The 24,579-nt window shown below is 56.7% G+C and carries 21 protein-coding genes and 1 pseudogene; 11 read left to right on the top strand and 11 right to left on the bottom strand.

The window, feature by feature from the left end:
• Positions 1–30: 30 nt before the first annotated feature.
• From KHO33_RS37940 to KHO33_RS37900, 10 genes and pseudogenes are all read left to right on the top strand, one after another.
• The gene (locus KHO33_RS37940; protein WP_200567821.1) at positions 31–2,874 is read left to right on the top strand and encodes a type VI secretion system Vgr family protein; all 2,844 of its coding nucleotides are present in this window, start codon (positions 31–33) and stop codon (positions 2,872–2,874) included.
• 1 nt (position 2,875) lies between these two features.
• Positions 2,876–3,748, top strand: coding sequence for a DUF4123 domain-containing protein (locus tag KHO33_RS37935; RefSeq protein WP_200567820.1), 873 nt, complete (start codon positions 2,876–2,878; stop codon positions 3,746–3,748).
• Positions 3,745–6,516, top strand: coding sequence for a T6SS effector BTH_I2691 family protein (locus KHO33_RS37930; RefSeq protein ID WP_200567819.1), 2,772 nt, complete (start codon positions 3,745–3,747; stop codon positions 6,514–6,516). The genes KHO33_RS37935 and KHO33_RS37930 overlap by 4 nt, the downstream gene beginning before the upstream one ends.
• 2 nt (positions 6,517–6,518) lie before the next feature.
• On the top strand, positions 6,519–7,466 hold the full coding sequence (locus KHO33_RS37925; protein WP_200567818.1) for a DUF6708 domain-containing protein: 948 nt from the start codon (positions 6,519–6,521) through the stop codon (positions 7,464–7,466).
• 334 nt (positions 7,467–7,800) lie between these two features.
• Positions 7,801–7,950, top strand: a pseudogene (locus KHO33_RS42415) (nucleotide pyrophosphohydrolase); the annotation flags it as partial.
• Positions 7,951–9,396: 1,446 nt separating this feature from the next.
• Entirely contained in the window at positions 9,397–10,227 is an 831-nt protein-coding gene (locus KHO33_RS37920) for a TIGR04255 family protein (protein WP_200567817.1), read from the top strand.
• A gap of 203 nt (positions 10,228–10,430) precedes the next feature.
• Complete coding sequence (locus KHO33_RS37915; RefSeq protein ID WP_200567816.1) at positions 10,431–10,754, top strand: hypothetical protein; 324 nt, start codon at positions 10,431–10,433, stop codon at positions 10,752–10,754.
• A complete protein-coding gene (locus KHO33_RS37910; protein WP_211629279.1) occupies positions 10,751–11,152 on the top strand; it encodes a hypothetical protein in 402 nt (133 codons plus the stop codon). The genes KHO33_RS37915 and KHO33_RS37910 overlap by 4 nt, the downstream gene beginning before the upstream one ends.
• Before the next feature lie 440 nt (positions 11,153–11,592).
• Positions 11,593–12,459, top strand: a complete 867-nt coding sequence (locus KHO33_RS37905; protein WP_200567814.1) for a hypothetical protein — start codon at positions 11,593–11,595, stop codon at positions 12,457–12,459.
• 16 nt (positions 12,460–12,475) lie between these two features.
• The gene (locus KHO33_RS37900; protein WP_200567813.1) at positions 12,476–13,399 is read left to right on the top strand and encodes an HNH endonuclease; all 924 of its coding nucleotides are present in this window, start codon (positions 12,476–12,478) and stop codon (positions 13,397–13,399) included.
• Positions 13,400–13,760: 361 nt separating this feature from the next.
• Here KHO33_RS37900 and KHO33_RS37895 read toward each other — a convergent pair whose 3' ends face one another.
• The gene (locus KHO33_RS37895) at positions 13,761–15,308 is read right to left on the bottom strand and encodes a hypothetical protein (protein WP_200567812.1); all 1,548 of its coding nucleotides are present in this window, start codon (positions 15,306–15,308) and stop codon (positions 13,761–13,763) included.
• Positions 15,309–15,636: 328 nt separating this feature from the next.
• Between KHO33_RS37895 and KHO33_RS37890 the strand changes: the two genes are divergently transcribed.
• The gene (locus KHO33_RS37890) at positions 15,637–16,557 is read left to right on the top strand and encodes a DUF5677 domain-containing protein (protein ID WP_200567811.1); all 921 of its coding nucleotides are present in this window, start codon (positions 15,637–15,639) and stop codon (positions 16,555–16,557) included.
• Positions 16,558–16,820: 263 nt separating this feature from the next.
• Here KHO33_RS37890 and KHO33_RS37885 read toward each other — a convergent pair whose 3' ends face one another.
• The 10 genes from KHO33_RS37885 to KHO33_RS37840 all read right to left on the bottom strand — a co-directional run bounded on the left by KHO33_RS37885 (position 16,821) and on the right by KHO33_RS37840 (position 24,061).
• On the bottom strand, positions 16,821–17,402 hold the full coding sequence (locus tag KHO33_RS37885) for a phage terminase small subunit P27 family (protein WP_236074808.1): 582 nt from the start codon (positions 17,400–17,402) through the stop codon (positions 16,821–16,823).
• A gap of 188 nt (positions 17,403–17,590) precedes the next feature.
• Positions 17,591–18,292 (bottom strand): hypothetical protein, encoded by a 702-nt coding sequence (locus KHO33_RS37880; protein ID WP_234480862.1) that lies wholly within the window; start codon positions 18,290–18,292, stop codon positions 17,591–17,593.
• Positions 18,293–18,321: 29 nt separating this feature from the next.
• Positions 18,322–18,492, bottom strand: coding sequence for a hypothetical protein (locus KHO33_RS37875; protein ID WP_200567809.1), 171 nt, complete (start codon positions 18,490–18,492; stop codon positions 18,322–18,324).
• A 75-nt stretch (positions 18,493–18,567) separates the two neighbouring features.
• Positions 18,568–18,936, bottom strand: coding sequence for a single stranded DNA-binding domain-containing protein (locus tag KHO33_RS37870; protein ID WP_200567808.1), 369 nt, complete (start codon positions 18,934–18,936; stop codon positions 18,568–18,570).
• A gap of 186 nt (positions 18,937–19,122) precedes the next feature.
• Positions 19,123–21,114: an AAA family ATPase gene (locus tag KHO33_RS37865; RefSeq protein ID WP_200567807.1), complete on the bottom strand. Its 1,992-nt coding sequence runs from the start codon at positions 21,112–21,114 to the stop codon at positions 19,123–19,125.
• Entirely contained in the window at positions 21,114–21,440 is a 327-nt protein-coding gene (locus tag KHO33_RS37860) for a hypothetical protein (RefSeq protein ID WP_200567806.1), read from the bottom strand. The genes KHO33_RS37865 and KHO33_RS37860 overlap by 1 nt, the downstream gene beginning before the upstream one ends.
• A 13-nt stretch (positions 21,441–21,453) precedes the next feature.
• Positions 21,454–21,660 carry a hypothetical protein gene (locus tag KHO33_RS37855; protein WP_200567805.1) on the bottom strand — a complete coding sequence of 69 codons (207 nt, stop codon included), beginning with the start codon at positions 21,658–21,660 and terminating at the stop codon, positions 21,454–21,456.
• On the bottom strand, positions 21,660–21,920 hold the full coding sequence (locus KHO33_RS37850) for a helix-turn-helix transcriptional regulator (RefSeq protein WP_200567804.1): 261 nt from the start codon (positions 21,918–21,920) through the stop codon (positions 21,660–21,662). The genes KHO33_RS37855 and KHO33_RS37850 overlap by 1 nt, the downstream gene beginning before the upstream one ends.
• A 102-nt stretch (positions 21,921–22,022) precedes the next feature.
• Positions 22,023–22,787: a hypothetical protein gene (locus KHO33_RS37845; protein ID WP_200567803.1), complete on the bottom strand. Its 765-nt coding sequence runs from the start codon at positions 22,785–22,787 to the stop codon at positions 22,023–22,025.
• A 56-nt stretch (positions 22,788–22,843) separates the two neighbouring features.
• Positions 22,844–24,061 carry a tyrosine-type recombinase/integrase gene (locus KHO33_RS37840; protein WP_200567802.1) on the bottom strand — a complete coding sequence of 406 codons (1,218 nt, stop codon included), beginning with the start codon at positions 24,059–24,061 and terminating at the stop codon, positions 22,844–22,846.
• Positions 24,062–24,579: the final 518 nt, after the last annotated feature.

The following is a 24,579-nucleotide window of genomic DNA, read 5'->3' as shown; positions in this document are numbered from 1 at the left end:
ACCGTCGCAGCGATTTTGGGGCATAGAAACATGGTGACGACTCTGGATATTCTGCAGGCACTGCTCAGCGGCTGGTCACAGCAGAACCGCTTCTTGTGGCTGACCACGTCATTGGGCGCTCAGGCGCTGGTGGCCGAAAGCCTGCAAGGGTGGGAGGCGATCGACCACGGCGGTTTCCGGTTCCAGGTGACGGCGCTGTCCGAGCGTCCCGGCTTGCCGCTCGCCCAGTTGATCGGCGCTCCCGTTCTGGCCGAGTGGCTGGCGGCCGAGGGCAGCGATGGGCGTCGCCCGTTGCATGGTCATGTCGTGGCGGCCGAACTCGTCGGCTACAACGGCGGCCTGGCCCGCTACCGCCTGGTCGTGGAGCCCTGGCTCGCGTTGCTGCGCCAGCGTGTGGACAGCTACAACTATCAGGACGCGAGCGTCATCGACATCAGCGAGCAGATTTTTGGCTACCACACACGCGGCGCGGTGGCTCCCGCGTGGCGCTGGGCGGTGAGTGATCGATCGAAATACCGCAAACGCAGTCTCACTGCGCAAGCCGGTGAATCCGATTTCGATTTCCTTGAGCGTCTGTGGGCGGAAGAAGGCATCTTCTATTGGTTCGAGCATGAGGGAGACGCCGATTCTTCAAGCTTCGGCAAACACACGCTCGTGCTGGCCGATTCGAACCAGCGCTTCACGCCGGACAATCCGGAGACCATCGGTTTTCACCAGACGAGCGACGGCGACCCGCAAGGGAGTATTCAACATTTCATGCCAGCGCGGCGTTGGCGCATCGGCAGTGTCGTGCGAGCCAGTTGGGATCACCGGAGCCTGTCGACCCGGCCTACCGGCGCGCGGGCGAACGGTGCCGTGGTCCCGGGCGTGGACCGGGACGTCGCGGGCCCCTATGCGTTCCAGACGGGTTCAGTCGGCGATCAGCGCGCGCAGCAGCAATTGGATGCCCAGCGGGTCGCCGCGTTGCGCAGCGAAGGGGCGAGCACGCGCAGAGACCTGCGGCCCGGCTTGCGCTTTGCGATCAGCCAGCATCCGACGCTGAATGCATCGGATCCGTTTATCTGCCTGCGTGTGCAACACGAAGCCCGTGCGAACCTCGACGCGAATGTTCATAGCGCGATCGCGCAGCGACTCGGCACGATACCGCCGATGCGCGACGTGGATATGAGCGGACAAAACATGGCGACGGCGTTGCACGCGGTGCTAGACGCCGGCACCCACGACAGCGGGCCATTGACGGACGGCGATTCGGCTTATCGAAACCGTTTTCTCGCTCTACCAGCCACCCAGAGTTATCGTCCACTCGCGGATGCCGGTCATGGCGCGCGCGCTCATCCCGTTGCAGTCGCACAAGGCGCGCAAACGGCGATCACGGTGGGCGCGGGCAATCCCGTCCATACCGACCGTGACCACCGGATCCGAATTCAGCTCCACGCTCAGCGAGGGCAAAACGCCGCCAGCCGTGAAGATCATCCGTACGCAGCCAATGCCCCTGCCGATCAGGGTGCCGGCACCTGGACGCGGATGCTGACTCCAGTCGGCGGGGACAACTGGGGTGGCGTGAATGTTCCGCGCGTCGGACAAGAGGTGTGGACCGAATGGCTGGAAGGTCAGCCGGATCGCCCGGTGGCGGTGGCGGCGCTCTACAACGGCCAGGGTAATGCCGATGCCCAGCACAATGCTCAGGCCGGCGGCCCGAGCAGCAGCACGGGCAATGCCGCGGCCTGGTTTGCGGGCAATGGACATCCGGCCGCGCTGACCGGCTTCAAGACGCAGAACATGAGTTTGAGCCAGCAGGGCACGGGGGGCTATCGTCAGTTTCTCCTCGACGACTCGGCAGGCCAGTCCGCTGCGCATCTCTACACGACCGACCACAACAGCGGCTTGACGCTTGGGCATATCAAGCAGATCCAGGACAACCAGCGGCAGGTCGATCGCGGCTACGGCGCCGAATTGAAGACCGACGGCGCGGGCGCGCTGCGCGGCGGCTCGGGCATGTTGATCAGCTCCGCACCCGGCGTGAGCCAGATGGACGCAGTGGCGTCCAGTCAGGTACTCGTGCAGAGTCAAGAACTAGTGCAGCGTCTTGCCGATACCGCGCAGACGGATCAGGCAGAGTTGGGGGTGGCGCCCTCTTCTTCGACGACAACACCCGGTGCAACGGATACTGCGGCGCAAGGCGCTGCCTCCGGTCAGGCGTCGCAACTGGCCGCGGCCAAGGGTATTCAGCAAAGCCACGATGCGCTCGGCGGCGTGCGCGAAAACGGCGCCGCGAGTGAGGGCGGCGGCAGCGGGAGCGCCATTGCATGGAGCCGCCCACATCTGCTTGCGCATGGCGAGCAAGGTGTCGCAGCGGTGTCCGCGAAGAGTCACGTGTGGGTGTCGGGCACGGAGACTGTGCTCAGCGCGGGACAGGATTTGCAACTGACGGCGAAGGGCAAGACCAGCGTGGTGGCCAATCAGGGCATCGCGCTTTATACGCAAGGCATAGCCGGCAAGGGGCGGCCCGTCTCCGGCCAAGGCATCGCGCTGCATGCCGCGACGGGTTCCGTGAGCGTGCAGGCGCAGAACGGCGGGACGCTCAGTGCGTCGGCGCAGAAGGCCGTGACGTTGGCCAGTGCACAGTCCGGAGTCAGCCTGCAAGCGCCGAAGCGCGTGCTGCTCAATGCCGCCAAAGCGTATCTGAAAATGGAGGGTAATGGCATTGAAGTGGGGGCGCCTGGCACCGTCGAGTTTCATGCTGCAAGCCACACGCTCACCGGGCCGAAAAGCGCGCAAGCCCAGGCCGAACTGCCGCGAAGCGAGCCCAAGCTTTGCGAATTCAAAGCCCGTGGTGCCGATGCGATCGGCGCCGGCACCATGAATGCAGCCTGATATGGTTACGCCGGTGCCAAACGAAGCTACGCTGCGGACGTATCCGTACGCGCTGATCAATCCTCTGCAGGTGGATGAGGCCGAGTGGAGGGATCTGCCCTCTGAGCCCGTTGTGCCGCAGCGATTCAAAGGGCAAGCCGAACTCTTCCCCCGGCTGGTCGAATTGCACCGCATGGACGAAGTCGCGCGCGTTGACCTGTCAGGCCGCGCTCAACGATGGGAGACCGAATGCGGCACCCCCTATTTCTGCTCGTTGCTGCAAACGCAAGCCGATGCCGACAGAGTGCGCGACCATCTGGCGCGGCAGATGACGCAATACCATTCTGCCCGCCGCGCATACGACATCGTCCGCTTGTACGATCCGCGGGTTCTGTGGCATCTCGACTGGCTCCTTGAACCCTCGCAGTGGGAAAGCTTGCTGGGTCCTCTGCAGGGCTGGGCTTGGCCGGTCTTCGACGGTTCCTGGCAGTCTCGCGAACACGTCCCGGAGACCACCGATGCCCAGTCACGCCTGCTCTTTTCTCCGCGGCAATGGGACACGCTGCTAAGGCTCGGCGACATCAACGAGACGTTGAAGCGCTTGAGGCGCAATGCGCCCGATCTTCCGAATGACGCCGCACTCGCCCGGCGGATCGACGCCGCACTCGACAGGGCATGGACGGTGCATCGTTTGACCGAATCCAGCGACCGGCAGCTTTACGCGGAACAGGCTGTCCGTTTTCATCCCGATATCCATACCCATCAGGAATTGCGGTCTTGCCTCGCTCTCGCGCTCACCGGGGAGCTCACCTATGTTGGCGCTTGCCGTCATCTGGACGAAGCGGCCATGCAACGTATAAGCAGTGAATTAGAACAATTGAAGGAGCGCACATGACTGCCGCCGCCACTCCCCCGGTCCAAACCTGCCCGTTCTGCGATAGAAGCGGCTTGCCGATTCTTCCGCTGCGCTACGCAGTGGCGCGTACCGACCTCGGCGGGAAAGCGCCAGACGTCGTTGCGCCATTCAATGCCGGCAAAGTGGCTTTGCCTGGCGAGAGTGCCAAATACACACTGCGCATTTTGCGACCGGGCTACCTTTACGTGTTCGACGAAGTCAGAGGTGAGTGGGGCGCATATATCGTGAACAGTCAGGGACTGCTCTACCATTTCGATATCCATTCGAAGACGCCGCCACAGGTTCCGGACAAAACGTTTAACGAAGCTTGCGTCCGCAAGGCCGATCCCTATCTGGCGCGCTGTATCACGGTCAAGGATGCGGCCCGGGCGGGGAATATCTGGCTGGCGTTTTCCGACGTGATGTGGACCGAAGGTGTACTGGCTGCGCACTCGGACGCCGCTTATCGAAAGCGGCACATGCGCTGCATCAACATGGCCGACGTGCGTGCACAAAAGGCGGCTGCGCACATGGACACGTTCAGTAAGCTCAAAAACGTGGCCGAATTCAGTAAAGTACTCAAACCGGATACCGCGGCAACGAGCGCGCGCGACGCGCTTGCCAAACAAGCCGCCGCACTCGAGCAGCAAATCAAACAGATGGAACAGGCGCGGACTGCACATCCGTTGACGGGTTCCGCGGCTCGCGTCGAACAGAAGCAGGAGGCCGACGCCCGAACACGCCTCGCTGAATTGAAACAGAACATGGCCGGTACGTGGCTGCCGGAAGTGACGATTGTATCGGATCGTGCGTTGGGCTTTTCGCAGCAACCGCTCAACTTTCTGGGCGATCAGTCAAAAGGTTTGATGGAATGGGGCAAGCAGGTGGCTAAACCGTATGAAGCGGTTATGGTCGCCGTTCCCGATCCTGTTGGCATTGCCGCAGAACTCGCGCTTCTCATGCGCACACGCATGCAGGCGTTTATGCGTGACGAGCGTAACGATAAGGACCGGCCCCGCAAGACCGCTTTGTCCGGCGTTATCGAGCAGATTCGAGACGCGATCCGGATTCAGGCTGAGCAAGATTTCATCGACGATCGGGAAAAGCGTGCTCAGCAAGACGAGTCGGGATACTCGATGTCTGCCGGGCTGATGGGAGGGATGCAGGTACCCGGTAACGCTGCGCTGGCAGCAATGGACCGCGCCATTACGCCGGATCAATTGCGTCAGGCCGGTGATAAGGAATGGAAGAAGTACGACGATCTGTACTCCGACAAGCAGCGCACTGATTGGCAGGATAGTTTCAATGCCGCGCTGCAGTCCTTCGACCAGAGCGTTATCGGTCCGCTCGCGCTAGCTCATCGCGACTGGATCAAAGGCGACAGATTCTACAACTACTTCGACTGTAATTTCGACAGCACAGTCGTGGCTAGCGGCGTCGTCTACACGATCGTGTTCGGCCAGTGTATTGCCGGTACGCAAGATAAGAAATGTAGCGCGGATGTTTATAACGAGTGGCTTCAGGGCAATCTGAACGACAAGCGCAATATCCTGTTGCGAGCGCTTTGCTTACATCAGGATACGCAGGCAAAAGCCATCCAGAGCGCCGCTGAAAATACCGCGGCGTGGGCGGAGCTGCCGTGGGACAAAATGATGGGCATCGGAAAGGCAACTTTCGATCAGTTGCTTGAAGCTCAGAAAGACGAAATCGGCCGGCTTGCGAGTCTGGTTTCAGGCGCTATTACCGCGACTTTAAAGAAGGTCGGCGAGAGTCAGCGGATTTACTCCGGACTCGTCGCACTCGGGGTAATGGCGCGCAAGCCCTACGTACTGGTGACGATTGAAGGCGGGAAGAAGGCGTTTCGCGCGTCGCTCATCAAGAATATGTTGAAGTTGAGCGGCAAAGCGAAATCGATACCCGCTAACAAGATGGAAAAGGCCGTTGCCGATGAACTGCGCCGGCAGGAGATATGCGGCGTCGATACCAAAGGCAGTGACAAAAAAACCTGGCTATTGATGATCGACCCGGATGAAGTCCACAACATGCCCAAGAACCTGAACGTCGACGATCAGGCGAAGTGGCTGGCGAAGAGCATCCGAACGCCGGAGCAAGTTGACGAACTGAATCTGGCGAATTATCGCGAAGCGGTTGCCCGGGGAAGCGAACGCATCAAGGTGAATATCCCCTTCACCTTCGCTGTTCTGGCTTTGCTGGCGAACGGTTGGGCCATGCATTCCATCATGCAGGGCGAGGAGGACGCGCTGACTGTGCACAAGAACGAGATGCTGCGTCGGGTCTATACGCAGGGACTGGCCATTTTTGGTGCCGTGGCGGATGCCATTGAAGGCGGACTTACTCGACTGTCGGTCGCCGGTATTCGGCTCGGTCAGGCGACCATGCAGGCAGGTGCCAAGATCTTCGGCGTTGTGGGCCGTATTGTGGGCGTCGCGGCCGGGATATTGATGGCCGCATGGGACGGATGGCGTGCGTACGAGGAACATAAGGCCGGTCACAACGGCGCTGCCGCAGCGTATGGGGTATCCGGGCTACTGGGAGCCGCCGCCACGATGCTGTTGTTCATCGGTTGGACCGGGTGGGGCCTGGTGGTTGTCGGCCTGATGGTTATCTGGGCGTTCGTGATGACACTGCTCGTCAACAACAAGATCCAGGATTGGCTGGAGTTGACGTATTGGGGAAAAACAAAGCAGGGTAAGTATCAAACTATGGAGATAGAAATGCAGCAACTGGATGTGGCAACGAAAGGTTAATCATGGAGTACACTGGCCTCATCAATAAGTACAAAGTCAATCGCCCGCTCACGGACGAAGAGCGTCAGAACCGTCTCGATCCCGCGAAGCGCCTGGACGTTTCCCCGAATTATTTCAGCTCCACGATCAGGATAAATAGTCGCTATCTGGAGGTGACGGACAAGTATTACGGCTGGAAAGGCGCTTTGACATTCGTAATGGGTGTCTTGACGATCATCTGTCTGTTCATAGCGGGAGTCGGTGCGGACATTTTCTTTGTCGATGGATTGCTGGGCAATCCCGGGGACCGGCTTGGAAATCTTGTCTTCGGCGCGATCCCGTTTCTGCTCGGCATCGGTCTGGCTGCGGTTCTCCTCTGGCTTATTTCCAGAGAGTGTTTTCGATACACGCACTACCCGATTCGGCTCGACCGGGAGCGTCGGGTGGTGCATGTGTTTCGGCTCGACGGGACCGTGCTGTCCGTTCCATGGAATAAGGTTTTTTTCGCTCTAGGACGAGGCAATCGACCGTTTGGCATTCAAACATGGGATGTGCGCGGGCATGTTCTCGGTGACGATGGCGTAACCGTGGTCGAGACATTCTGTTTTGCGCTGGCGTGGCCAGTGAAAGAAGAGCTTTACCGGTACTGGGAATATGTCCGGCGATATATGGAGGATGGTGCGGCGGCGATCATACCGTGTACGCCGGCGTATCTGCTCATTTCCGATCGGCGTGAGACATGGCGGTTTGGTTTGTTGCGACTTGCCTTGAATTTGCCCGGTCACACTTTGGTGCAAATACTGTTGTCGCCGGCTCTTCTGCTGTTCTCCTTTGCGCGATGGTTTGCGATGCGTAGTTGCAGAATTCCGGTCTGGCCAAAATCCATTGAGGATATGTGCGTTGTCGATCCTGGCGATCTTTGTGCAAAAGATGCGCGTTCGAATCCTGCGAGTCTCTGGAAAGTGATGTAGCGCGAGCGTGATCACGCGGCGGGCGGGGTCACCTCGAGCGGCAAAAAAGCGCGCACGAAGGTGGGTCAAAGAAGTACGGCACGACGCCTGCGTCGACAGACACGCGCGTGATTCACAATGCCTAAGCACGCGTCATAGCCGCGCACCTGCCCGGCTCAATCGATAACGTGAGCATCAAGCCGCCCTCTCGAATATCATCACCGATTGCTGACATAAGGACGACGCGGCTCACTCGAGCAAGCACGCCTCTATTGCCCTATTTCAGCCCGCAAGACTAATCCGACTCGTTGCCCCCAGTCGTCCCGCGGGAACCATCACCCAAAGAGATTTTGAGATGCAAAGTGACCTTGTTAGCTTGCGCGACCTCGTTCGTCAGTTTGCGGATGAACGCGACTGGGACAAATTCCACACGCCAAAGAATCTGGCGACGGCTCTGAGCGTCGAGGCCAGCGAACTTCTGGAGCCGTTTCAGTGGCTACCGTCGGTGTATTCGAATACTTGTGGCTGGGTTGCGAGTGACTTGACTAACGGGGCAGCTTCCAGGAATCGCAGCGCCATTTCTTCGACGAGGCTTTCGAACTGGGCGGGGTCGGCCGACTTCCGGCTTGGGAATTTCCCTCGCACTCCACGGCCAGAGACGGTCACTATTCGGCGCGGCCGGCGTGATGAGTAATGAATCAATAAAGCTTGGGCAATTTCATGCACGAGTCTTCTCCGTCGCGTCTCGAATAGACGCTTACGTGTTTGGGAACCGGTCTCTGCGACCGCTGATGCTGCTTGGTTCGCGGTCGGCACTTGAGCGGACGTGCGCGAAATAAGTTTCTGATGGCGGCATCGGCCGAGTTCGCGCCATCAATCTCGCCGATGCAAATGTCCGCTCTGCTTTCCAACGAGGTCTTTCGCGCTTGAAGTCATCAAACGGTTGCTTCGGGTCGGACTGAGACAGAGGGCATACGCCGCTTACCAGTCCCGATCCAAACAAAAATCAAACCTATATCACCCACCTGAGCACGGCAGCCCTCTGCCACTCCGCCGCGATGCGACTGCGCACCGGCGAACCGCCTCAGGAGTCCGGTGATGCTTCCTACCCCACCCCTCGATTATTTGGTCGCCTATGTGGTCTGCTTCGCGCTCGGCGCGCTGTGGACAATGTGTGTCGGTTGCTACCCTTGGACAGAAATGGAAATAAAAAACCCGCGAAGCCTTGCAGCTACGCGGGTCTCAGGACTTCATCGGATTATCTAAGACATGATCTTGGTGGAGAGGAGGGCTACCAAACAAATCCAACAAACGACCGTCCACAAAAGGATTGAGTTGTTTAATTTCTAAACATACCCCCAATGTTACCCCCAACTGATGCTTGTTGACGTTTGTCGCGTCAACAATGATTTACCGCGATGGTGAGGGCGCGCGACGCACACCCCAACGGATCGAGTACTGCCTTCGGAGGATTGGCGGCGCACCACGATCCTTTATGAATCAATACCTTACGCAATTCACAAATTACAAAACCAAGGCTAAACGGCCCTAATCAAGCTCGATCCGTCCAGCGCAAGCTGCAATTTCGCTGTACCGATGCCCCTTTGTCGTTCACGGAACAGGAGTCCAAGGAAATGCCAAGAGGCGCCGTTTCCGATCCCCAAGAGAACGAGAAGCGAGATCGTCGCCGGTCGGAGAAACTAGTTACTGTGGTCCGTCGTACCAGCACGACTGATGCACGCCATAGTGCGGGACAGCGAACACGTCCCCAGGTGCGCCATGATGGTATTCTCTGAGCCACAGGTACTACCAGTGACCTAAAGCTTCAGCCTCGCTTGCCGATAGACAGATGTAGCCGTTGACTTATGGGTCCGATACTGTTACTTTCGCGCAACTTTTTTGCTGCAAGTCCTTTGAAAAATATGACATTTGTCCGCGTGGAGCTATGACAATGCCCACTGTTTTTCCTGTGCGCGGAAACCACTCCGTCAAGAGCGTAGTGTTCGTGTGCGAGGTGGCATCGAATTTCGGCCCGTCGGATTTTGGAAAGGTGCTGGCGTTCTATGAGAAGTCCCAGCATCTCAAGGAATTTTTCCCGGTCAAAGCCGAACAGCGCGGTGCCTTATCAATCCAGTTGCAAGCCGGCCAAGGCAAGCCGCCTGAGGTGTCCACAACCAATGATCTCACGGGACTTTCGTTTAGTCGCTGGGCTCCAGATGGTAGCCAAGACTGGGTCTTGAACGTACAACCCAATGCTATCCTTGTGGCGTGCAATCGTTATGAACGCTGGGCGCCTTCACTCGAGGTCGCATTACCGTTATTGGTAGACGTGTTGAGCGAGTCTCCGCAAGTTGGGGTCGGAGTGATCGGGCTGCAATATCTCGACGAGTGGACGTTCGTTGCTGGCAAGGATGAACCGGCAGGGCCGTTAATTTTCGCCTCGGACGGCGGCGGGTTGTTAGGCTCGCGTGTTATGCGGGAAACTGGTTCTTGGCACAATAACAGCGGCTGGTTCGAAAACGGGTCAGACGGCTTGGACAAGGTGCTCGCAAACGTCAATGTCACGGTAAACCTTGACGAAGCCACGCGTAAATTCACTGCGTCCGTGGGCCACGTTCAAAGATCATTCTGTCAGCCACCAGTGTTTGCCTTGGCTGACAAGGAAGTCATGAGTAAAGCGCTAACCTTACAGTTTCAGTCGTTGCACACGCGAAACAAAGAACTTCTGCGCGCGATTCTGACGCAGGAGGCTCAAAACCAAATTAGCCTGTTCACGAAATGAATCGACCAACGGTTCGAACGCTGATTGGCGGAAGCGTGCTCTTCATAGGGCTCGGAAGCGCCACAGCGGATGCCACATTAGGCCCGGAATACGATGTAAACCGACCTATGATGATGCTATTAGCTGCCTCCGCTCCGGCCGCAGCTACGAGCGCGTCCCAATGGGCTGCAGCTGAAACTAACACGGCTATCTCGAGTGACTGGATGAACACTCCTCTCTCGCACGAAGCGGAGATCGTCTCCGCATTGGTGCAAAGCCGAATCGACGTCGTCGTAGGCCTCAGCATTTTCGATGCGGCTAAAGCCATATTGGCAACTCAAGGAATCAGTTCTTTCGATGTACGTGCTCGGACCGTCGTGGACCCCGAGGAAGATCTCCACGTGGCAGAAATCGCATTCCTGATTGATGGCGACTTCAACGCCGCAATGCGCGCCGATCGACAACTCACGCGACAGTTGGTGCGCCAGGTCAAGATACCTTTCAACATGTCGCTGACCGTAAGGGAAGCGTCAGAAGAGTTCGCATGAATACCGCGGACGACCTCGCCTCACTCGGCCTGAGCATGGTAGTGGACGAAGCGCCGGAGATCGCTTTGCGTTGTGCGGCAAGTCGCATCTACTATGCGGCGTATCACATTTGCAAGCAGCAAGCCGACACTCACTGCACGCCGCTTCAGGAATCCGACAAAAGCGGACAAGGCCTGCACGCCCAGCTGTTCAAACGTCTATCGGAGAACAGCAAGAACGCCAAGCTGGACGAACTGCTAGATACATTGGCGCAATCTGCGCTAAAAATGAAAACAATTCGTATCGACGCAGACTACAAGCTCGAGAAGGACTTCCGTAAAAAAGACGCCGATCGTTGCAGCAGCCTGCTCGAGGAAGTCAAAGAACTGTGCGGCGAAATCGCTGAGGCAGCAGCGTAAGCTGCTCCCTGCGAAACCTCCCATCAAAATCGCCCCTCACTCCCCGCCACGCCTCCATCGGATAGTGATCAACACCCTTCGCTCACCCAGCAAACCTCTAGACCGCTAGTACGAGCAGCTTCGAGTGGACTGAGGCGCAGGCGTCAACCGCCCTTGGGCGCATCAAAGCGCATCAACGCCGCCAATGCTGGAAAGGCCTTCGCCTCACGTTCTCGGCCGCAACGAGCGATCAACCCGACGCATCAAATGCGGTCAGTCAAGTAAGGCCCGCAGGTGCGGAGGGGACTGCAAAAAACGACGTGACGGCGCCCTTCGTCTACTGGTCCGAATAGTCAGCAGCCTAAGTCGAGATTTCGAGGCGTTCGCGATTATTCCTTGCCGATATGTCGCTGTGGGGACGTGTACTATCACATATGACTACATCCACGTCCGAGGGATCGATGCCAACGGGTAAGCCAGTGACGGTCGCCGATTACATAGCAAAATGGCTTACGGAACAACTCGAGCCCCACGCCGATGCCATCGAAAAAGGCACGGTCTTTTTGGAAGAATTGTCTAAGAAGATCCACGCGGCCGCCGAAAACGTAGCAGCACACCTTCAAGGCCCACTTGTCGCCTTAAGTAAAATCGATTGGGACGACGTCAAACGACGCCTGGACAGCCTACCCGAGAAGTCGAAAAGTGCGATGATTTTGGCGGCATCGAGAGGTTGGTTTTTCGGCTGGAATGATTCATTAGAGGGCGTCCTCACTCTCGTGGAAAAGCTTGATGTTGCCGACTCTAATGACGTTGATGACATCCTAGTCGAATATCATCGCCAAAACTTTGAGTCTTCGGTGCGAGATTTGATTGAGAGGCACCCAAAAAGGGCGGCAGTTATTACGGCCGCCGTACAGGCGCACAATACGTCAACCACTGATGGTTATTTCCTTTCAATACCCATCTTTATCGCTCAAGCGGACGGTTTACTTAGTGAAATTAGTGATCTTCAATCACCTCTCAGCGCCAAAGGGTTGAAAGCGCTTCGCGCGTCGCTCGAAGATGACCTCGAATCCGCAAATCTGTTATATCCCCTTCTGATTCTAGGCGAGCTGGATTTCTTAAAAGGCGCCGCCGAGAGAAAAAGCGCCGCCGAGGCTTCGGGACAAGCATTCACAGCACTAAACCGCCATCAAGTCATGCATGGTGAATCTTGGGACTACGGCAGCGAAATCAACAGTCTCAAAGCATTTTCGTTCCTTCTGTTCGTCGGTGTACATCTACCTTTAATCCGCAAAGAAAAATCAGACTCGGAGAATTACCATTAACCCCTTAGACGAATCCTTGGCATTCTATGCTGAGCGCTATGAGTTGAGCGGAACATGGCTGCTTGTGCCGGGAAAGAAAATTCCAGTTCTCGGCGACCCAACAAATCCACGTTGCCGATTTTGCGGTGAACGCCCTCCCGCCGCCACATTCAGAAAAGTAGCGCATGCAATCCCCCAATCATTAGGCAACACCAGTCTCTTTTCCGCGTACGAATGCGACGAATGCAATGCGCTTTTCGGTCGCACAATCGAAAATGATTTCGCAAATTGGTCAATGCCAATGCGGACCTTTGCACGCATTAGAGGGAAAAATGGCGTGCCAACACTAAAAAACGAAGCGGCTGGATGGCGCATTGAATATGACGACGATAAAAACAGTTTTAACATTAACCATCGCGAAGGAGATCCAGTCTTCACCGTCGATCCTGACCTCAAGCAAATCACCCTGCGGCTCAAACGAAATCCATACACACCCATAGCCGTACTGAAAGCTTTCGTCAAAATGGGACTTTCTCTAATGTCAGAATCTGAGATACAAAATTTCTCGGAATGTATTGGATGGATTCGAGAGGAAAATAACAGCATCGGCTTTATAAGGAATTTGTCCGTCATCTATACGGTTGCACCCGGCGCAATGCCAAATGACAAAATTACGGCGATGGTGTTGCGTCGGCGTGCCGAATATTCAAACGTTCCATATTCGTACCTAGTTTTAATTTACGGCAACGAAATGTTCCAAGTGATGTTGCCATCGCCAATTCATGATCAAGAATTAAATGATCAATCTTTTTCAATCAACCCATTTCCGCATCCGTCGGCACGACTCGGGACACCACGGTGGCGCCTACTAGATCTAATGGGCCGCGAGACAATTCGCGGAGAAATAACAGAATTGAAGGTCGAATTTTCTGGCCGGACACCCGTCACGGGAAAGCAATAATCAACTTTTGTTTCTTTCATGGTCGACCTCGGAAGATCGACCATTCAAAGGCTACCCATAAGTTGTGGCGAGCAATGCGTGCATTGCGTTGCGCAACGCGCAAGAGCCATCGCTCCCGCAGCGTGCGCTCGAACTCCTATGCCTCTTGTCGAACGGGAAAGATCACCTCGTATCACACGAGGTGCCCATCACACCCGACTCAGTTCGGCCGTTCGAAATCAATGCATAGATCGTTGATACGATGTCGATGTATGTATGTATGTACGTTGCTTGCCTATGGTAGACAATTTTGCATCAAAATTTCGCGCGAATCGCGACAGCTCACGCAACACAAAACGATGGTCGCCCCAAGGTGTCTTTTTTATTCACGAACTGGAGGATTCAGATACTTCCTTAATCCATCCAAAGTCTCATTTCTCTCTTTAATTGCCTCACTTGCGATTCGACTCGATGATTTCAGAAATTTTTCCGCTTGCTCGGTAGCTAATCCACTTCTTTTTACCTTACCAGCTACTTTTACAGCTTCACAAGTTTTGATTTGATCAATATCATCGAGTCTTTTGACCTCTTTCTCAAGATAGCCCCAAAACTCTTCGGATGCGTAAAGTGCCTCGACTGCAGAAATTTTTTCACTTGCCCCATAAAAGGCTGGAATTTTAATGCTCTCCCGCAAATCAAGCCACTCGATCAGCTTCTCGTGTTTATTTTTTCCAGCTTCATCGATTACCTTCAGTGCATGGTTAACGGGCAATTCCTCAGAGATTGTTAGATTGCAGACTGGCAACAGATCCAACATCAGATGCAAAGCAGTTTTCTCTAAGTCACCGTCAACCAATCCACCGTGTGCAACCAAGTTACGTAGAACAGGGAATTTAAAGGCGTAATATTCAAAGTAGTGGAAGCTATTTATCTTTCCATCTATATGTTCAAGCTTGTCGTTTAGCGAAGATATATCCAATTGACTCTCAGAAATTCCGATCTCCCGACATATGTCAGCAAAAATTCCTTCAATCTGTAACGGAGCAATACTGACAAATGAAATATAATCCTTCGCGTCAAAGTGCCGCAAAAGCGTATTGATGATCTGCTTGCGTCGGCCAAGCATGTGCGATCTTCCAACTAACGTTTCAAGTTTCATCCGGACGCTTGGTAGTTCGTCAGGAACTCCGTTGATATAGACGAGCGCAATTTCCTTGAATTTTTCTACCGACTGCCTGCAGTCTTTAATTACCTCTCTATACCCCGACACTGGCAGATCTGTAAATTTGTTTGAATATTCATCCAGACTGCGAACATCGTAAGCATCGCGCAATGCTCCCATGAAGGAACGACCAAAGGCATAGGGGCTATCTCCAAAGATGAACCCGAACGGATATGCAACAGCGGAATTTCTAGCTGACTTGTTTATGGCATGGAATTTTATTCCATTTGCCATGAAATCAACAATTTCATCCCTTGCTACAATATTTTTATTCTCGAAATAATCAAGTTGATTTCTATAGTAGCGCTCATCCGCAGAGAGGCGACCATCCTGCCTTTTCTTCTCTTCAAGAAAATTTCTTTCCTGCGAAATGTATTTCAGATTGCCAGTGATCTTTGCAAGGTCTTCGCTCACGCGAATTGACAGTTCCGTGAATTTTTCCCTGGGCTCTACTTCAAGATTAAGATAGTCCTTTTCAATGAAGAGCCAGAAATCTTCGGCCCCCTCTGGAACGTCATCTCTTGGAGTTGAAACCCTGTACGCTGCCTCAACCTGTGCATAACCGACCTCATTGTCAAGATCCAGCAAGTTACGCAAGAATATCTTTGCAATACGTCTTTTGCCGATCTTAAAGACGTCATTTTCCGCCAGGATTTTTGTGACAAGCTGCATTAGCTCGCCGTATGTTGTTGAACTGTTATAGGCCATAGGTCTCCCTAGAATTGTTGCTACCATACTGTATCGGGTCGCTGCATTTTCGCACCACCAGGACTGTTGCTCGGCGTCGCGATGAGTTGGAATCGCCCGCCCGATCGAGCTGTGCCCCCGATGCCTCGGACTACAGGATGATGTTTTCGGGAGCACGGCTCCCGGCCATCGTTTGCCTGCTTTCGATCGTGTCGCGATGGGAATGATTATCGTGCAATTGGTCGGCAAACGACCTTGGCTGTCGCCAAAGCTCTCCACCCATACCTGAAGGACAGGAACAGACGCTCATCTATCTGACCTACTGAAAAGCTTTAATGGCCACCCTCGTATGACTCCACAAGAAGCCCCGTCAATACCTGACGACCTGAATTCTATTGCCGAGGAGGTCGCTGAAGATACCCGGGCGACGAGAAGCGACTACATCGCCGCACTGAAAAAATTCGACGCCGCTATCTGTGAAGCGGTCGCGGTAAGCCAAGCAGCCTCGGGACGGTTCGTCGAGGCCAACAAAAGCTACGCTACTAGGCTGTTTGTTCGTCTTTGCGCGCACGGCATAGCATTGGTTCGTGCAGTTCCGCTTACGCGATGGGTGAAATCCGACCATGAGGATTGGGATTTTTCTTGTGCCGCGCCGCACGTACGAGCGATTTTGGAAGGCTATTTGCTTTTCTCGTACATCATTGAGACGCCCAAGTCACCCGAAGAATTGTCCGCTAAGATCAATATCATGCATCTTAACGACTGCATGAGGCGCGTGAAGTTATTCACAAATTTAGAAAGCCACGATGAGATTGCGTCTTTGGTCGCCCAGGCAGACGAGCTTCGTGAGCGGCTCCTTAAGAACGAATTCTTCCTGTCGATGCCAGAGCCAAAACGAAAGCGATTTCTCGCTGGTGAGTATCTAATGATCGACTCGCGGGATGAAAGACTGAATAAACTTGGTATAGCACCGAGGACTTTTAGCGTTCTTTGGGACTTGCTTTCGCAGAACACTCATGTCCTGCCATTGTCATTCTATCGTCTGGAGCCAAATGGCCGAGGAACAGGGTTGGAGAACGCTACTGATAGAAATTATCTGACTCGTTTTTTGACCATCGCAGCCGAGACGATGGAAGAAGCAACGAATTTAATGGTTGGGGCGTTTCCCGACGCAACAGACGTGCGCAAGGGCGTTAAATCCGGATTTTCACCCGGACCACGCTCAAATGAGATGGCGAAACAAGCTGCTCAACGCAAGAAAAATCGGTAAGCCGCTTGCATACCGCTGGCGGTAGCAACAGATCGATTTTGAGGATTCGTCGGCGCGCGATTGCCGAATAGTTGTTGGATTGTGCCGATTGCATCGGGCAGCAGTTGGCCACGACCGTCCGTTCCACTTCGGGAAGCGCTATCGACAGCTCGTTAAGTCGAAAGTCCGCCCCAGATAGGCTACGGTCGGTCGCGGGACAGTTGTGCCTTAACGGCCCCATTGGACGGCCTATAGGCACAGTCAGTGCGACGGTGTCGCTATCGTTACGTTTTTTTCACGAACTGTGCATAGGGGCTGGTGGCGTCCGGCTTCGTTGCCGTCACCCGCGACCGGCTCGAAGGCGTCATGCCGAACTCCACCAGCATGCGGCTCAACTGCTCGTATGCCGTGTTGGCAACCGTCACGAATGGGGACTTGACGGGATAACCCGCTGCGCCTACTACCACCGGGCCAAGCTTTACGATTTGCTCGTTCGCATATTGCCAGCGCACGAACGCCTCGCAATACAAACCGAGTGCGGTCGTGTCAAGTGCGGTCAACAAACCGGCGGCGCGCAAGGGGTCGGCGATAGTCGGCCAGTGTTTGCGGGCGACCGGCGACAGCCAGTCCGGGATAACCACTTCAAGCCCTGGAAACGGCTCGGCGTCCGGAAGCGGGCGCTTGCCGGGATTGCCGCGCGCAAGCTTCAACGCGGTCGGAACGGGTTTTCGTCCACGCATTTTCACCGTACTCCTTGATACGAACGCACCCTGCGTTACAACATAGGCTACCGGTTCACGCTCGGCGCGCTCCAATTGAAAACCGTAATTTCGCGGCCGTAAAAAAATGCGTATCGCCACGGTCACAAGCGGTTCGACTCTAGGGATTGACACCCCCTAGGGGGCGTGTAGCACCGTGCGAGGCATCGCCACGCCGCCCGCCCATGCGGTTTGACCCCGTGGGCATAGCCCGAGCGCCGGCCTCTCTAATTGCTGCGATTGCGACGGCGGGTGCACAACGGCAAGCCGTCGCCGTCGTGCCCGCCAGACTGCGTTTATTGCATATAGCCCCTGACTTCGGCCACGATGTCAGAAGCGGTCTTGTCACGACGAAGGTCCCACAGCTTGCGCGGAATGAACGCGAACGCGGGCTTCATCGCGGCATCCACAATTTCCGCACAGCGCGTCACCATCGCATCGCTAGGCATCAGGCCATCGCGGGCCAGTTCGCGGATTGCCCCTTGCGCTTCGGCAAGCTGCGCGCGGGCCGCGCCGATAGCGTCGATGTTTGACGTTACGGCCTTTACCCGCGCCCCTGTCCAACTGCGGTTCGCCGTTTCATCAGTGCGAACGGCGTTTCGCAGCAGGCCATCGGCGAAACTCAGGTCGTCCAGCGCGTCCGCGAGTTCGGGCGGCGCGCTACGCTCCAGTTTTGTCAGGATTGCCTGGCGCGCACCCTCATCCGCCAACGCCGCGACGACAGCACGCGCCGTTGCCTCCTTGTCGCGGCGTTCGGCTTCGCGATATTCGGTCACAGCCTTTTCGAGAGCGGCGTGCGCGTGAGCGGCATCTTTTGCGAGAGCGGCCAGTTCGCGCTCGCGGTTCGGCAACGCCTTCAATTCGGTGGCAAGCGCGGCGCGGCGCTTGTCGGCTTCCGCGCGTTGGCGGGCTTTGAGTTCGTCCACGAGACCCGTGTCTTTTACGAGCAATTCAAGTGCTGCAAGGCGTTCGGGCAGCGGCGGGGTCGGCAGTTGCATGATTCACTCCTATTCGGATTTGAGAGTAGTTACTGAGGAATAAGCACGACGCCACCTTCGGGCCGGAATTCGACGCGGAAGCGGGTATAGCTTACGGCACCGTCCAGGCGGTCCTTCGGAATCAAGGCGAAATACTCCTGTCTGCGCTCGTCCCAACTGAACTTTTCAAGCAACGATTTTGGCACAATTACAGTATTCATGATTAGGGTTCCTCTTCATTTATCGAACAAAACAACCGCCGCTCTGACCTTGCGCGGACTTTCCGGCCCGTGCTCCTACAAATCGTCCTGCATGTCGGAAAAGTAGCCGCCGCATATCGCGCGTTTCGTGCCGCCCGTCGTCGTCGCCTCATCGAATTGCACGGCCTTTCGCTCGTGTTGTACGTGGTACGCAGCCAGCGCGCCGTGCGCAACGATATCGAGCGCCGGTTTTGCGTCGCCGCTCTTATCGACCCACACCTTCGGCGTGAGCGCGCCGGCTAGCGCTACGGAATCGCCGTCATGGAACGCAATCACGTTGACGAGCAGTGATTCGCCGTCGCCAGTCGCGGTGCGAACCATTGCCGTAACGAACGTTTTGCCGCACTGCCCGGTGCGGCTCTGCGCGGCGCCGTACAGCTTCCCAGCGATAAGACCGTCAATCATGTTCACCTCGCTATTGCGGCCGCAGCGGCCCAAGTGTGAATTTCAACGATACCCGTTCCCGGCTTCCCGAATTTCCCGTTTTTCCCGAAAACAGGATTTCCCGGAGACCACCTTTCCCGAAATTTCCCGCCGCCCCTATAAGGGGCGGGGAATTTCGGGAAGGACTTTTCAGGCTGGTTCGGGCTCTTACCTGCGCCATAACCAACCGTCCTTTGCGCCGTAGATTTGCCGCGCAACGAGCCCACTGATTGCCTCTCTGGCGCGCTCGTTCCGTCGCTTCGGCTCGCAGGTCAAATGCGCAGCTACAATCGGCACCGCGACCTCAATTTCGAGACAGGGGCGACCATACGGCGCGTCGCCGTTGTTGAAGTTGCGGGATTCACGCAAGGGCTGCGCGAGTGCATTTAGCGCAATCTGCTGATTGGCACCTTGGGGCAATTTCACGCGCTCGACCAAGTCGTCGCTACCGACCGGCACGACGACGCAACTCGTTACCGGCTCGCCGTCCTCGTCTTCGCCTACATCAATTGCACGAAGCTCGAAGGCGCTCTTATCGCCATCGGCATCGTCCTTGGATTTAGCGACGACCCATTCGCGGCGGGCATCGGTCCGCGAAACCTCAATAGCCGCGTCGAGTGCGGCAAAGAGCGACGAGTGCCCGCGCAGCCCCTTCGCGCTATCCTTGCCGGTATGGTGAACGAGCAAGACTGTGCAGCCCGTGCGCCGTTGCAACTCCTTGCACGCGGCGATAAGCGCGCCCATATCGGCGCTCGAATTTTCATCGGCGCAAGGTGCAGCGCGATTCAGAGTATCGATTGCGAGAAGCCCGTTTTCGCCGCCGCCCGCAATTACGGCGTTCGTGAGGTCGTGCACGTCCTCCTCGGAGCGCAGGTCGAGCGGTTGCGCGATGAAGCGGAAATTTGCCGGAAGCGAGCGACCATTACGAGCGGACCACGCCTGTGTGCGCTTTCCCATACCGCGCTCGCCTTCGAGTGCGCAGTACGTGACAGGCGCACGCATAACGCGCCGTCCGAACCAATCGGCGCCTTCGGCAACGGCCGCGCACAGATCGAGCGCAAGAAACGACTTGCCCGAACCGCTCGGACCGTACAGCGCTGCCAACGAATCGGCCGGCAACACGCCGCGCACGAACCAGCGCAGCGGCGGCGCGTTCAACAGGTCGTCGGACGACAGCAGCTGGTAGCGCATGGGCGGCGTCTTCGCCGCACGCAATAGGTCCGTCAGCGCGTCGGGGCCGCAATCGGCTTCGTAGTCGTTCGCGTCGTAGTTGCCGGGCGCATCGGCGGGCATCGCCACCCACGCGCCGCCGATATCGCGGGCGATAGCTTCCGCGTCCGCTTCCTTCCCCTTGTCCGAGACAATGACGATGCGCGCGGCGGGGTAGCGCCCGCGCAACAGCTTCGCGATGGCGCGGACGCGGCCCGAACCGAACGCAACCACGGCGGCGGCGTGGTAGTCGGCCTTGGCGCATGCCCAGCCTTGGCCCATTCCTTCGACAACGTGAATGGTGCCGTCCGGCACAATCACGCCGACGATGAACACGCCATCGCCGAACGATGCCCCTGGCACATTCAGCTTGTCGCCGCAGGCTGCAGGCGGAATGAACTGAGCCGTGCGTAACGCGCCATCGAGCGAGCGAACCGGTACGACGAGCGAGCCAGCCACGCGCTTCCCGCGAATCATCAGCGGGTCGTCAGCAGGGACAACGCGCAAGCCGTCAGGATTGCCGCGCTTTGCCACGATATAGGGATGGTCTGCACCGGCGGCCGGATAGCCGTCGAACGTCACGCCCAGGTCGCGTGCGGGCTTCTGTGCGGCTTGCGGATTCACCCTCCCGTTTGTTATCGCATCCGACGCGCGACCGGCATATGCGCCGCTTGGGCACGCTTGCGGGTCAATCCAGCCAGCTTCCTTAGCAGCCCAAAACAACGTGCCAGCGCCGATTCCGGCACCTGGCTTGATACTGCGCCATGTCGACTCAAATTCCGTTTCTCGGTAGCTGTCCGCCTGCGCGGACCACTCGCGCACCGTACCGATATCAATTTTCGCCGCCCTTGCGGCCATCAGCAAGCGCACCCATTCATCATGGGTACATGAGGGATCAAGAGCAAACAGCGCCGAACGGGCGCGGCCAATGTCGTCGTGCCCGTTCAGCATTACGCGCCCTTCCTGCAAACGTGGCGCGCAATCATGCGGCGATCAGCGGCCGTAAGATAGTAGACACCGCGATATACAAGCAAGCCATCGCAGTCGAGCGAGCGGACCATCACGCACGGGATGTCGAACCCCTTGCCGCGCAAAGAAGCAATCTGCGACGGCGAGTTCGAGCAACCGGCAATGCGGTCCATCTCTTCGCGAGGGCGCGGGCGAACCATCAACGCATGCAACACGCGCAACTGGCGCGGATTCTTGACTTCGGTATACTTGCGACGTGTATTCGCGCTCAATTCGGCTGTGCGGGGTTGGGCGTTTTTCTTTTCCATGGCCTCGCCCTTCCTATTCGTTGTTGTGACTTTCTGTGTAGCGACGAGGTGCGTCATCGTCAACCGGGAGCGCGTCCAACATAGTCAGCACCGCATCATGCAGCGCGTCCAGTCGTACCAACATCACTACTTTGGACTCCTTCGGCTCCGTGCTCGTGCGCAAAACGACGAGGTCCGGTTCACCGAAGACCGTTTCGATATGGAGATGCAAGGCGCTCATTACTTGCCCTCCGAACGATAGTTCACGGGATCGGAAAACCAGCGATGAAGCTCGCGATTGGACCACGCGGCGCAACGCTGTGAGAGGTGCTGACGGCGGGGGAAACGGCCTTCCAATTCACGTTTGCGAAGTGTTTCGCGACTGAACGGAACGAAGACACGCAAGTCGTCCCAACGCGAAAAGCCGTCAAGGGGCAGAGATTCAGATGTGGGAAGATGCGCGCCGTCGGTCGAGGGCGCGTCTACTACTTTGGTCGCCATGATTGAAACCTCGCAAAAGGTTGTTGAACATGGCGCCATTACACGTGCGATACGGCAGCGGCATCGCTAGTTGGCAAAAGCAGTTGCTAGCTGGCAATCCGTCTACTTGCTCAAAAGCTCCATCCCGGCAGCGATGTTGGCGCGAAGATTTGACGGACTCAATCCATGGCGGTTAGCGTCTGGAAGACGGTCCAGAATATCCCTCACCCCCTCCGCAATCTGGCTGGCGTTTGGCGTATCACCTTTTTTATAACGGTTGGACTTCTCCGCCAACAACAGGGCAAGCGCCGCAACCTGCTTCTGCAGAGTCGCTCGCGCCTTGGCGGACGACTCGGAACACGTCGCGTCGTCCCCGGCTTGATCCGCGCGATCGAACTTCGCCTCAATCCGCTCCAGTTCGTCGGCGGTCACAACTATGTCTCCTTGACCAGGAAAGCGCGTTTCGCAAAAGTAGCTGATCCCGTCGATGACGTCGTACTCGGCAAACTTCATGAGCTCCCAAACGGAACCGTCACCGGCTAACAATACTGTTCCGTTGAATGACCTTCCGTCCCACGCGTCCCCTACGGCGAGTTTTCGCACCCATTCGCGCGCGGCTGAATTTGACTGCATGTCAATGCGGAAGAGGCCGGACTGGAATTTAACTTCTCCGTCGCGTTTGTCATCATGGAATAGCGAACGGCTCGTCGCATCAAGCGACGAGGGACGCATAAGCGCCTCCTCAAGGAACCAATAAACTCCCAGCTCGCCGTCGGCCATCAGTCGGAGAATGTCCGCCTGTGTAACGGGCTCGCCGAGCGTAAGCGACAAGCGCTCGGCAGCTTCACCGAGAGAATTGGTTTGCTTTACTTTGTAGAGCTTCCTCATTGCGTTCCCTTGTATGCAAAAGTGCGTTTTACATGGGCGTTGCACGACGTAGTTTGCTACGCGTCGTGCAACATCCCTCTGGGAACGACGGGGGCGCTGGCCTTGAGGGTTTCGAGATAATCCGCCCACACTTGCATCATCCGGATACGGTCGTGGATAAACCTTGTGCGGTTGTATGCAGTCCCCAACGCGTCCGGCACCTTGTGGGCCAGTTGATGCTCAATTACTTCGCTCGGGAAGTGAAGTTGCTCATGCAGAATCGTGCGCGCCATCGCGCGGAATCCGTGGCCGGTAATTTCGGTCTTGGTGTCGTAGCCCATACGGCGTAGCGCGGCATTGATCGCCGCTTCGCTCATTGGCTTTTTGGGATCGCGACCGGGGAAAACATACTCGCGATGCCCGGTTAGCGCATGAAGCTCCCGCAGGATCGCGACGGCCTGCCTCGCGAGTGGCACCAAATGCTCGGTCTTCGTTTTCGACGTAATATAGCGCCATTCGGCGCGTTCCAGATTGAACCCCGACCAACGCGCCTGGCGCAGTTCACCCGGCCGTACGAACCAAAGCGGTGCGAGGCGAAGCGCGCACTGTACGACGAAAGTTCCCTGGAAAGCTTCGAAGGCGCGCAGCATGTCAGCGACTTTCGCCGGTTCAGTTATAGACGGGTAATTTTCATGGCCCGCTGGCGGTAGTGCACCGCGTAGATCGACCGACCAGTCGCGCTCTGCACGCCCCGTAGCGACGGCGTAGCGAAACACCTGCCCACAGTTTTGCAACGCTCTGTGTGCGGTATCAAGTGCACCCCGTTCCTCAATTCGACGAACCACAGACAAAAGTTCCGGCGCTTTGATGTCTGCTATCGCGCGCCCCCCAATCCAAGGGAAGACGTCGCGCTCGAACCGTCGAATGATCTTCTCGCCGTGGCTTGGCGCCCATCCCGGTGCGTGCTTCGCGTACCATTCACGCGCTACATTTTCGAAGCTGTTAGCAGCCAGCTCGACACGCGCCGCCTTTTGAACCTTGCGCTCGACAGCGGGATCAACGCCATTCGCGAGCAATTTGCGGGCGGCGTCGCGCCGCTCACGTGCGTCTTTCAGGCCAGTTTCCGGGTACACGCCGAGCGACAGAAGCTTCTCCTTTCCGGCGAAACGGAATTTGAGTCGCCAATATTTTTGACCGGCGAGCGTCACAAGCAAGAACAGGCCGCCACCGTCGAAAAGCTTCGTCGGCTTCGCGTCGGCCTTTGCCTTCCTGATAGCTGTATCGGTGAGCGACATTTGGGGGTATCTTGCACTGGGGTTAACCAAGTACCCCCGAATTTACCCCCAGTTACCCCTAGTTGTCAGTAGGGAAAGTTTGTAGTCGATGGCAACAAAAAACCCCGCGAAGTCAAGCCCGGCGGGGTTTTCTGGTAAAACTTTGGTGTTGCTTGGAAAGTCTTTGGTGGAGAGGAGGAGGATCGAACTCCTGACCTCCGCATCGCGAGCCCAGCCTTAGGGCATTCGCGATTTCTAGCGCTTGCCAGTCTTAAGCCTGTGGCGCCAGCCGCAATTACTCTTCCGGCCTATGCCTCCAATAGTGGCGGTCACTTCACGTCTATGTAGGTCAGTCTCATTAACTTCGTCCCACAGTCGCAGAACTGTGGCGCCAGTCGCACTTACTCTGGCGCCCTACGTCTGCAGACTGCGTATTTCACACCAAGCTGGACAGCGATTTCGCGCCAAGCTGGACAGGCATTTCACGCGAAGGTGGACACGGATTTCACGGCAAGCTGGACAGCGATTTCACGCGAAGC

The sequence above is a fragment of the Paraburkholderia nemoris genome, assembly GCF_905221015.1.
In the GTDB taxonomy this organism is placed as follows: domain Bacteria; phylum Pseudomonadota; class Gammaproteobacteria; order Burkholderiales; family Burkholderiaceae; genus Paraburkholderia; species Paraburkholderia nemoris.
This window is presented reverse-complemented; position numbering and strand designations above follow the sequence as displayed.

What these genes read in the sequence shown, in the direction of transcription:
- KHO33_RS37940 (WP_200567821.1), top strand. Translation starts at nt 31, where the DNA reads ATGGTGACGACTCTGGATATTCTGCAGGCACTGCTCAGCGGCTGGTCA.
- KHO33_RS37935 (WP_200567820.1), top strand. Translation starts at nt 2,876, where the DNA reads ATGGTTACGCCGGTGCCAAACGAAGCTACGCTGCGGACGTATCCGTAC.
- KHO33_RS37930 (WP_200567819.1), top strand. Translation starts at nt 3,745, where the DNA reads ATGACTGCCGCCGCCACTCCCCCGGTCCAAACCTGCCCGTTCTGCGAT.
- KHO33_RS37925 (WP_200567818.1), top strand. Translation starts at nt 6,519, where the DNA reads ATGGAGTACACTGGCCTCATCAATAAGTACAAAGTCAATCGCCCGCTC.
- KHO33_RS37920 (WP_200567817.1), top strand. Translation starts at nt 9,397, where the DNA reads ATGCCCACTGTTTTTCCTGTGCGCGGAAACCACTCCGTCAAGAGCGTA.
- KHO33_RS37915 (WP_200567816.1), top strand. Translation starts at nt 10,431, where the DNA reads ATGAACACTCCTCTCTCGCACGAAGCGGAGATCGTCTCCGCATTGGTG.
- KHO33_RS37910 (WP_211629279.1), top strand. Translation starts at nt 10,751, where the DNA reads ATGAATACCGCGGACGACCTCGCCTCACTCGGCCTGAGCATGGTAGTG.
- KHO33_RS37905 (WP_200567814.1), top strand. Translation starts at nt 11,593, where the DNA reads ATGCCAACGGGTAAGCCAGTGACGGTCGCCGATTACATAGCAAAATGG.
- KHO33_RS37895 (WP_200567812.1), bottom strand. Translation starts at nt 15,308, where the DNA reads ATGGCCTATAACAGTTCAACAACATACGGCGAGCTAATGCAGCTTGTC.
- KHO33_RS37890 (WP_200567811.1), top strand. Translation starts at nt 15,637, where the DNA reads ATGACTCCACAAGAAGCCCCGTCAATACCTGACGACCTGAATTCTATT.
- KHO33_RS37880 (WP_234480862.1), bottom strand. Translation starts at nt 18,292, where the DNA reads ATGCAACTGCCGACCCCGCCGCTGCCCGAACGCCTTGCAGCACTTGAA.
- KHO33_RS37875 (WP_200567809.1), bottom strand. Translation starts at nt 18,492, where the DNA reads ATGAATACTGTAATTGTGCCAAAATCGTTGCTTGAAAAGTTCAGTTGG.
- KHO33_RS37870 (WP_200567808.1), bottom strand. Translation starts at nt 18,936, where the DNA reads ATGATTGACGGTCTTATCGCTGGGAAGCTGTACGGCGCCGCGCAGAGC.
- KHO33_RS37865 (WP_200567807.1), bottom strand. Translation starts at nt 21,114, where the DNA reads ATGCTGAACGGGCACGACGACATTGGCCGCGCCCGTTCGGCGCTGTTT.
- KHO33_RS37860 (WP_200567806.1), bottom strand. Translation starts at nt 21,440, where the DNA reads ATGGAAAAGAAAAACGCCCAACCCCGCACAGCCGAATTGAGCGCGAAT.
- KHO33_RS37855 (WP_200567805.1), bottom strand. Translation starts at nt 21,660, where the DNA reads ATGAGCGCCTTGCATCTCCATATCGAAACGGTCTTCGGTGAACCGGAC.
- KHO33_RS37850 (WP_200567804.1), bottom strand. Translation starts at nt 21,920, where the DNA reads ATGGCGACCAAAGTAGTAGACGCGCCCTCGACCGACGGCGCGCATCTT.
- KHO33_RS37845 (WP_200567803.1), bottom strand. Translation starts at nt 22,787, where the DNA reads ATGAGGAAGCTCTACAAAGTAAAGCAAACCAATTCTCTCGGTGAAGCT.
- KHO33_RS37840 (WP_200567802.1), bottom strand. Translation starts at nt 24,061, where the DNA reads ATGTCGCTCACCGATACAGCTATCAGGAAGGCAAAGGCCGACGCGAAG.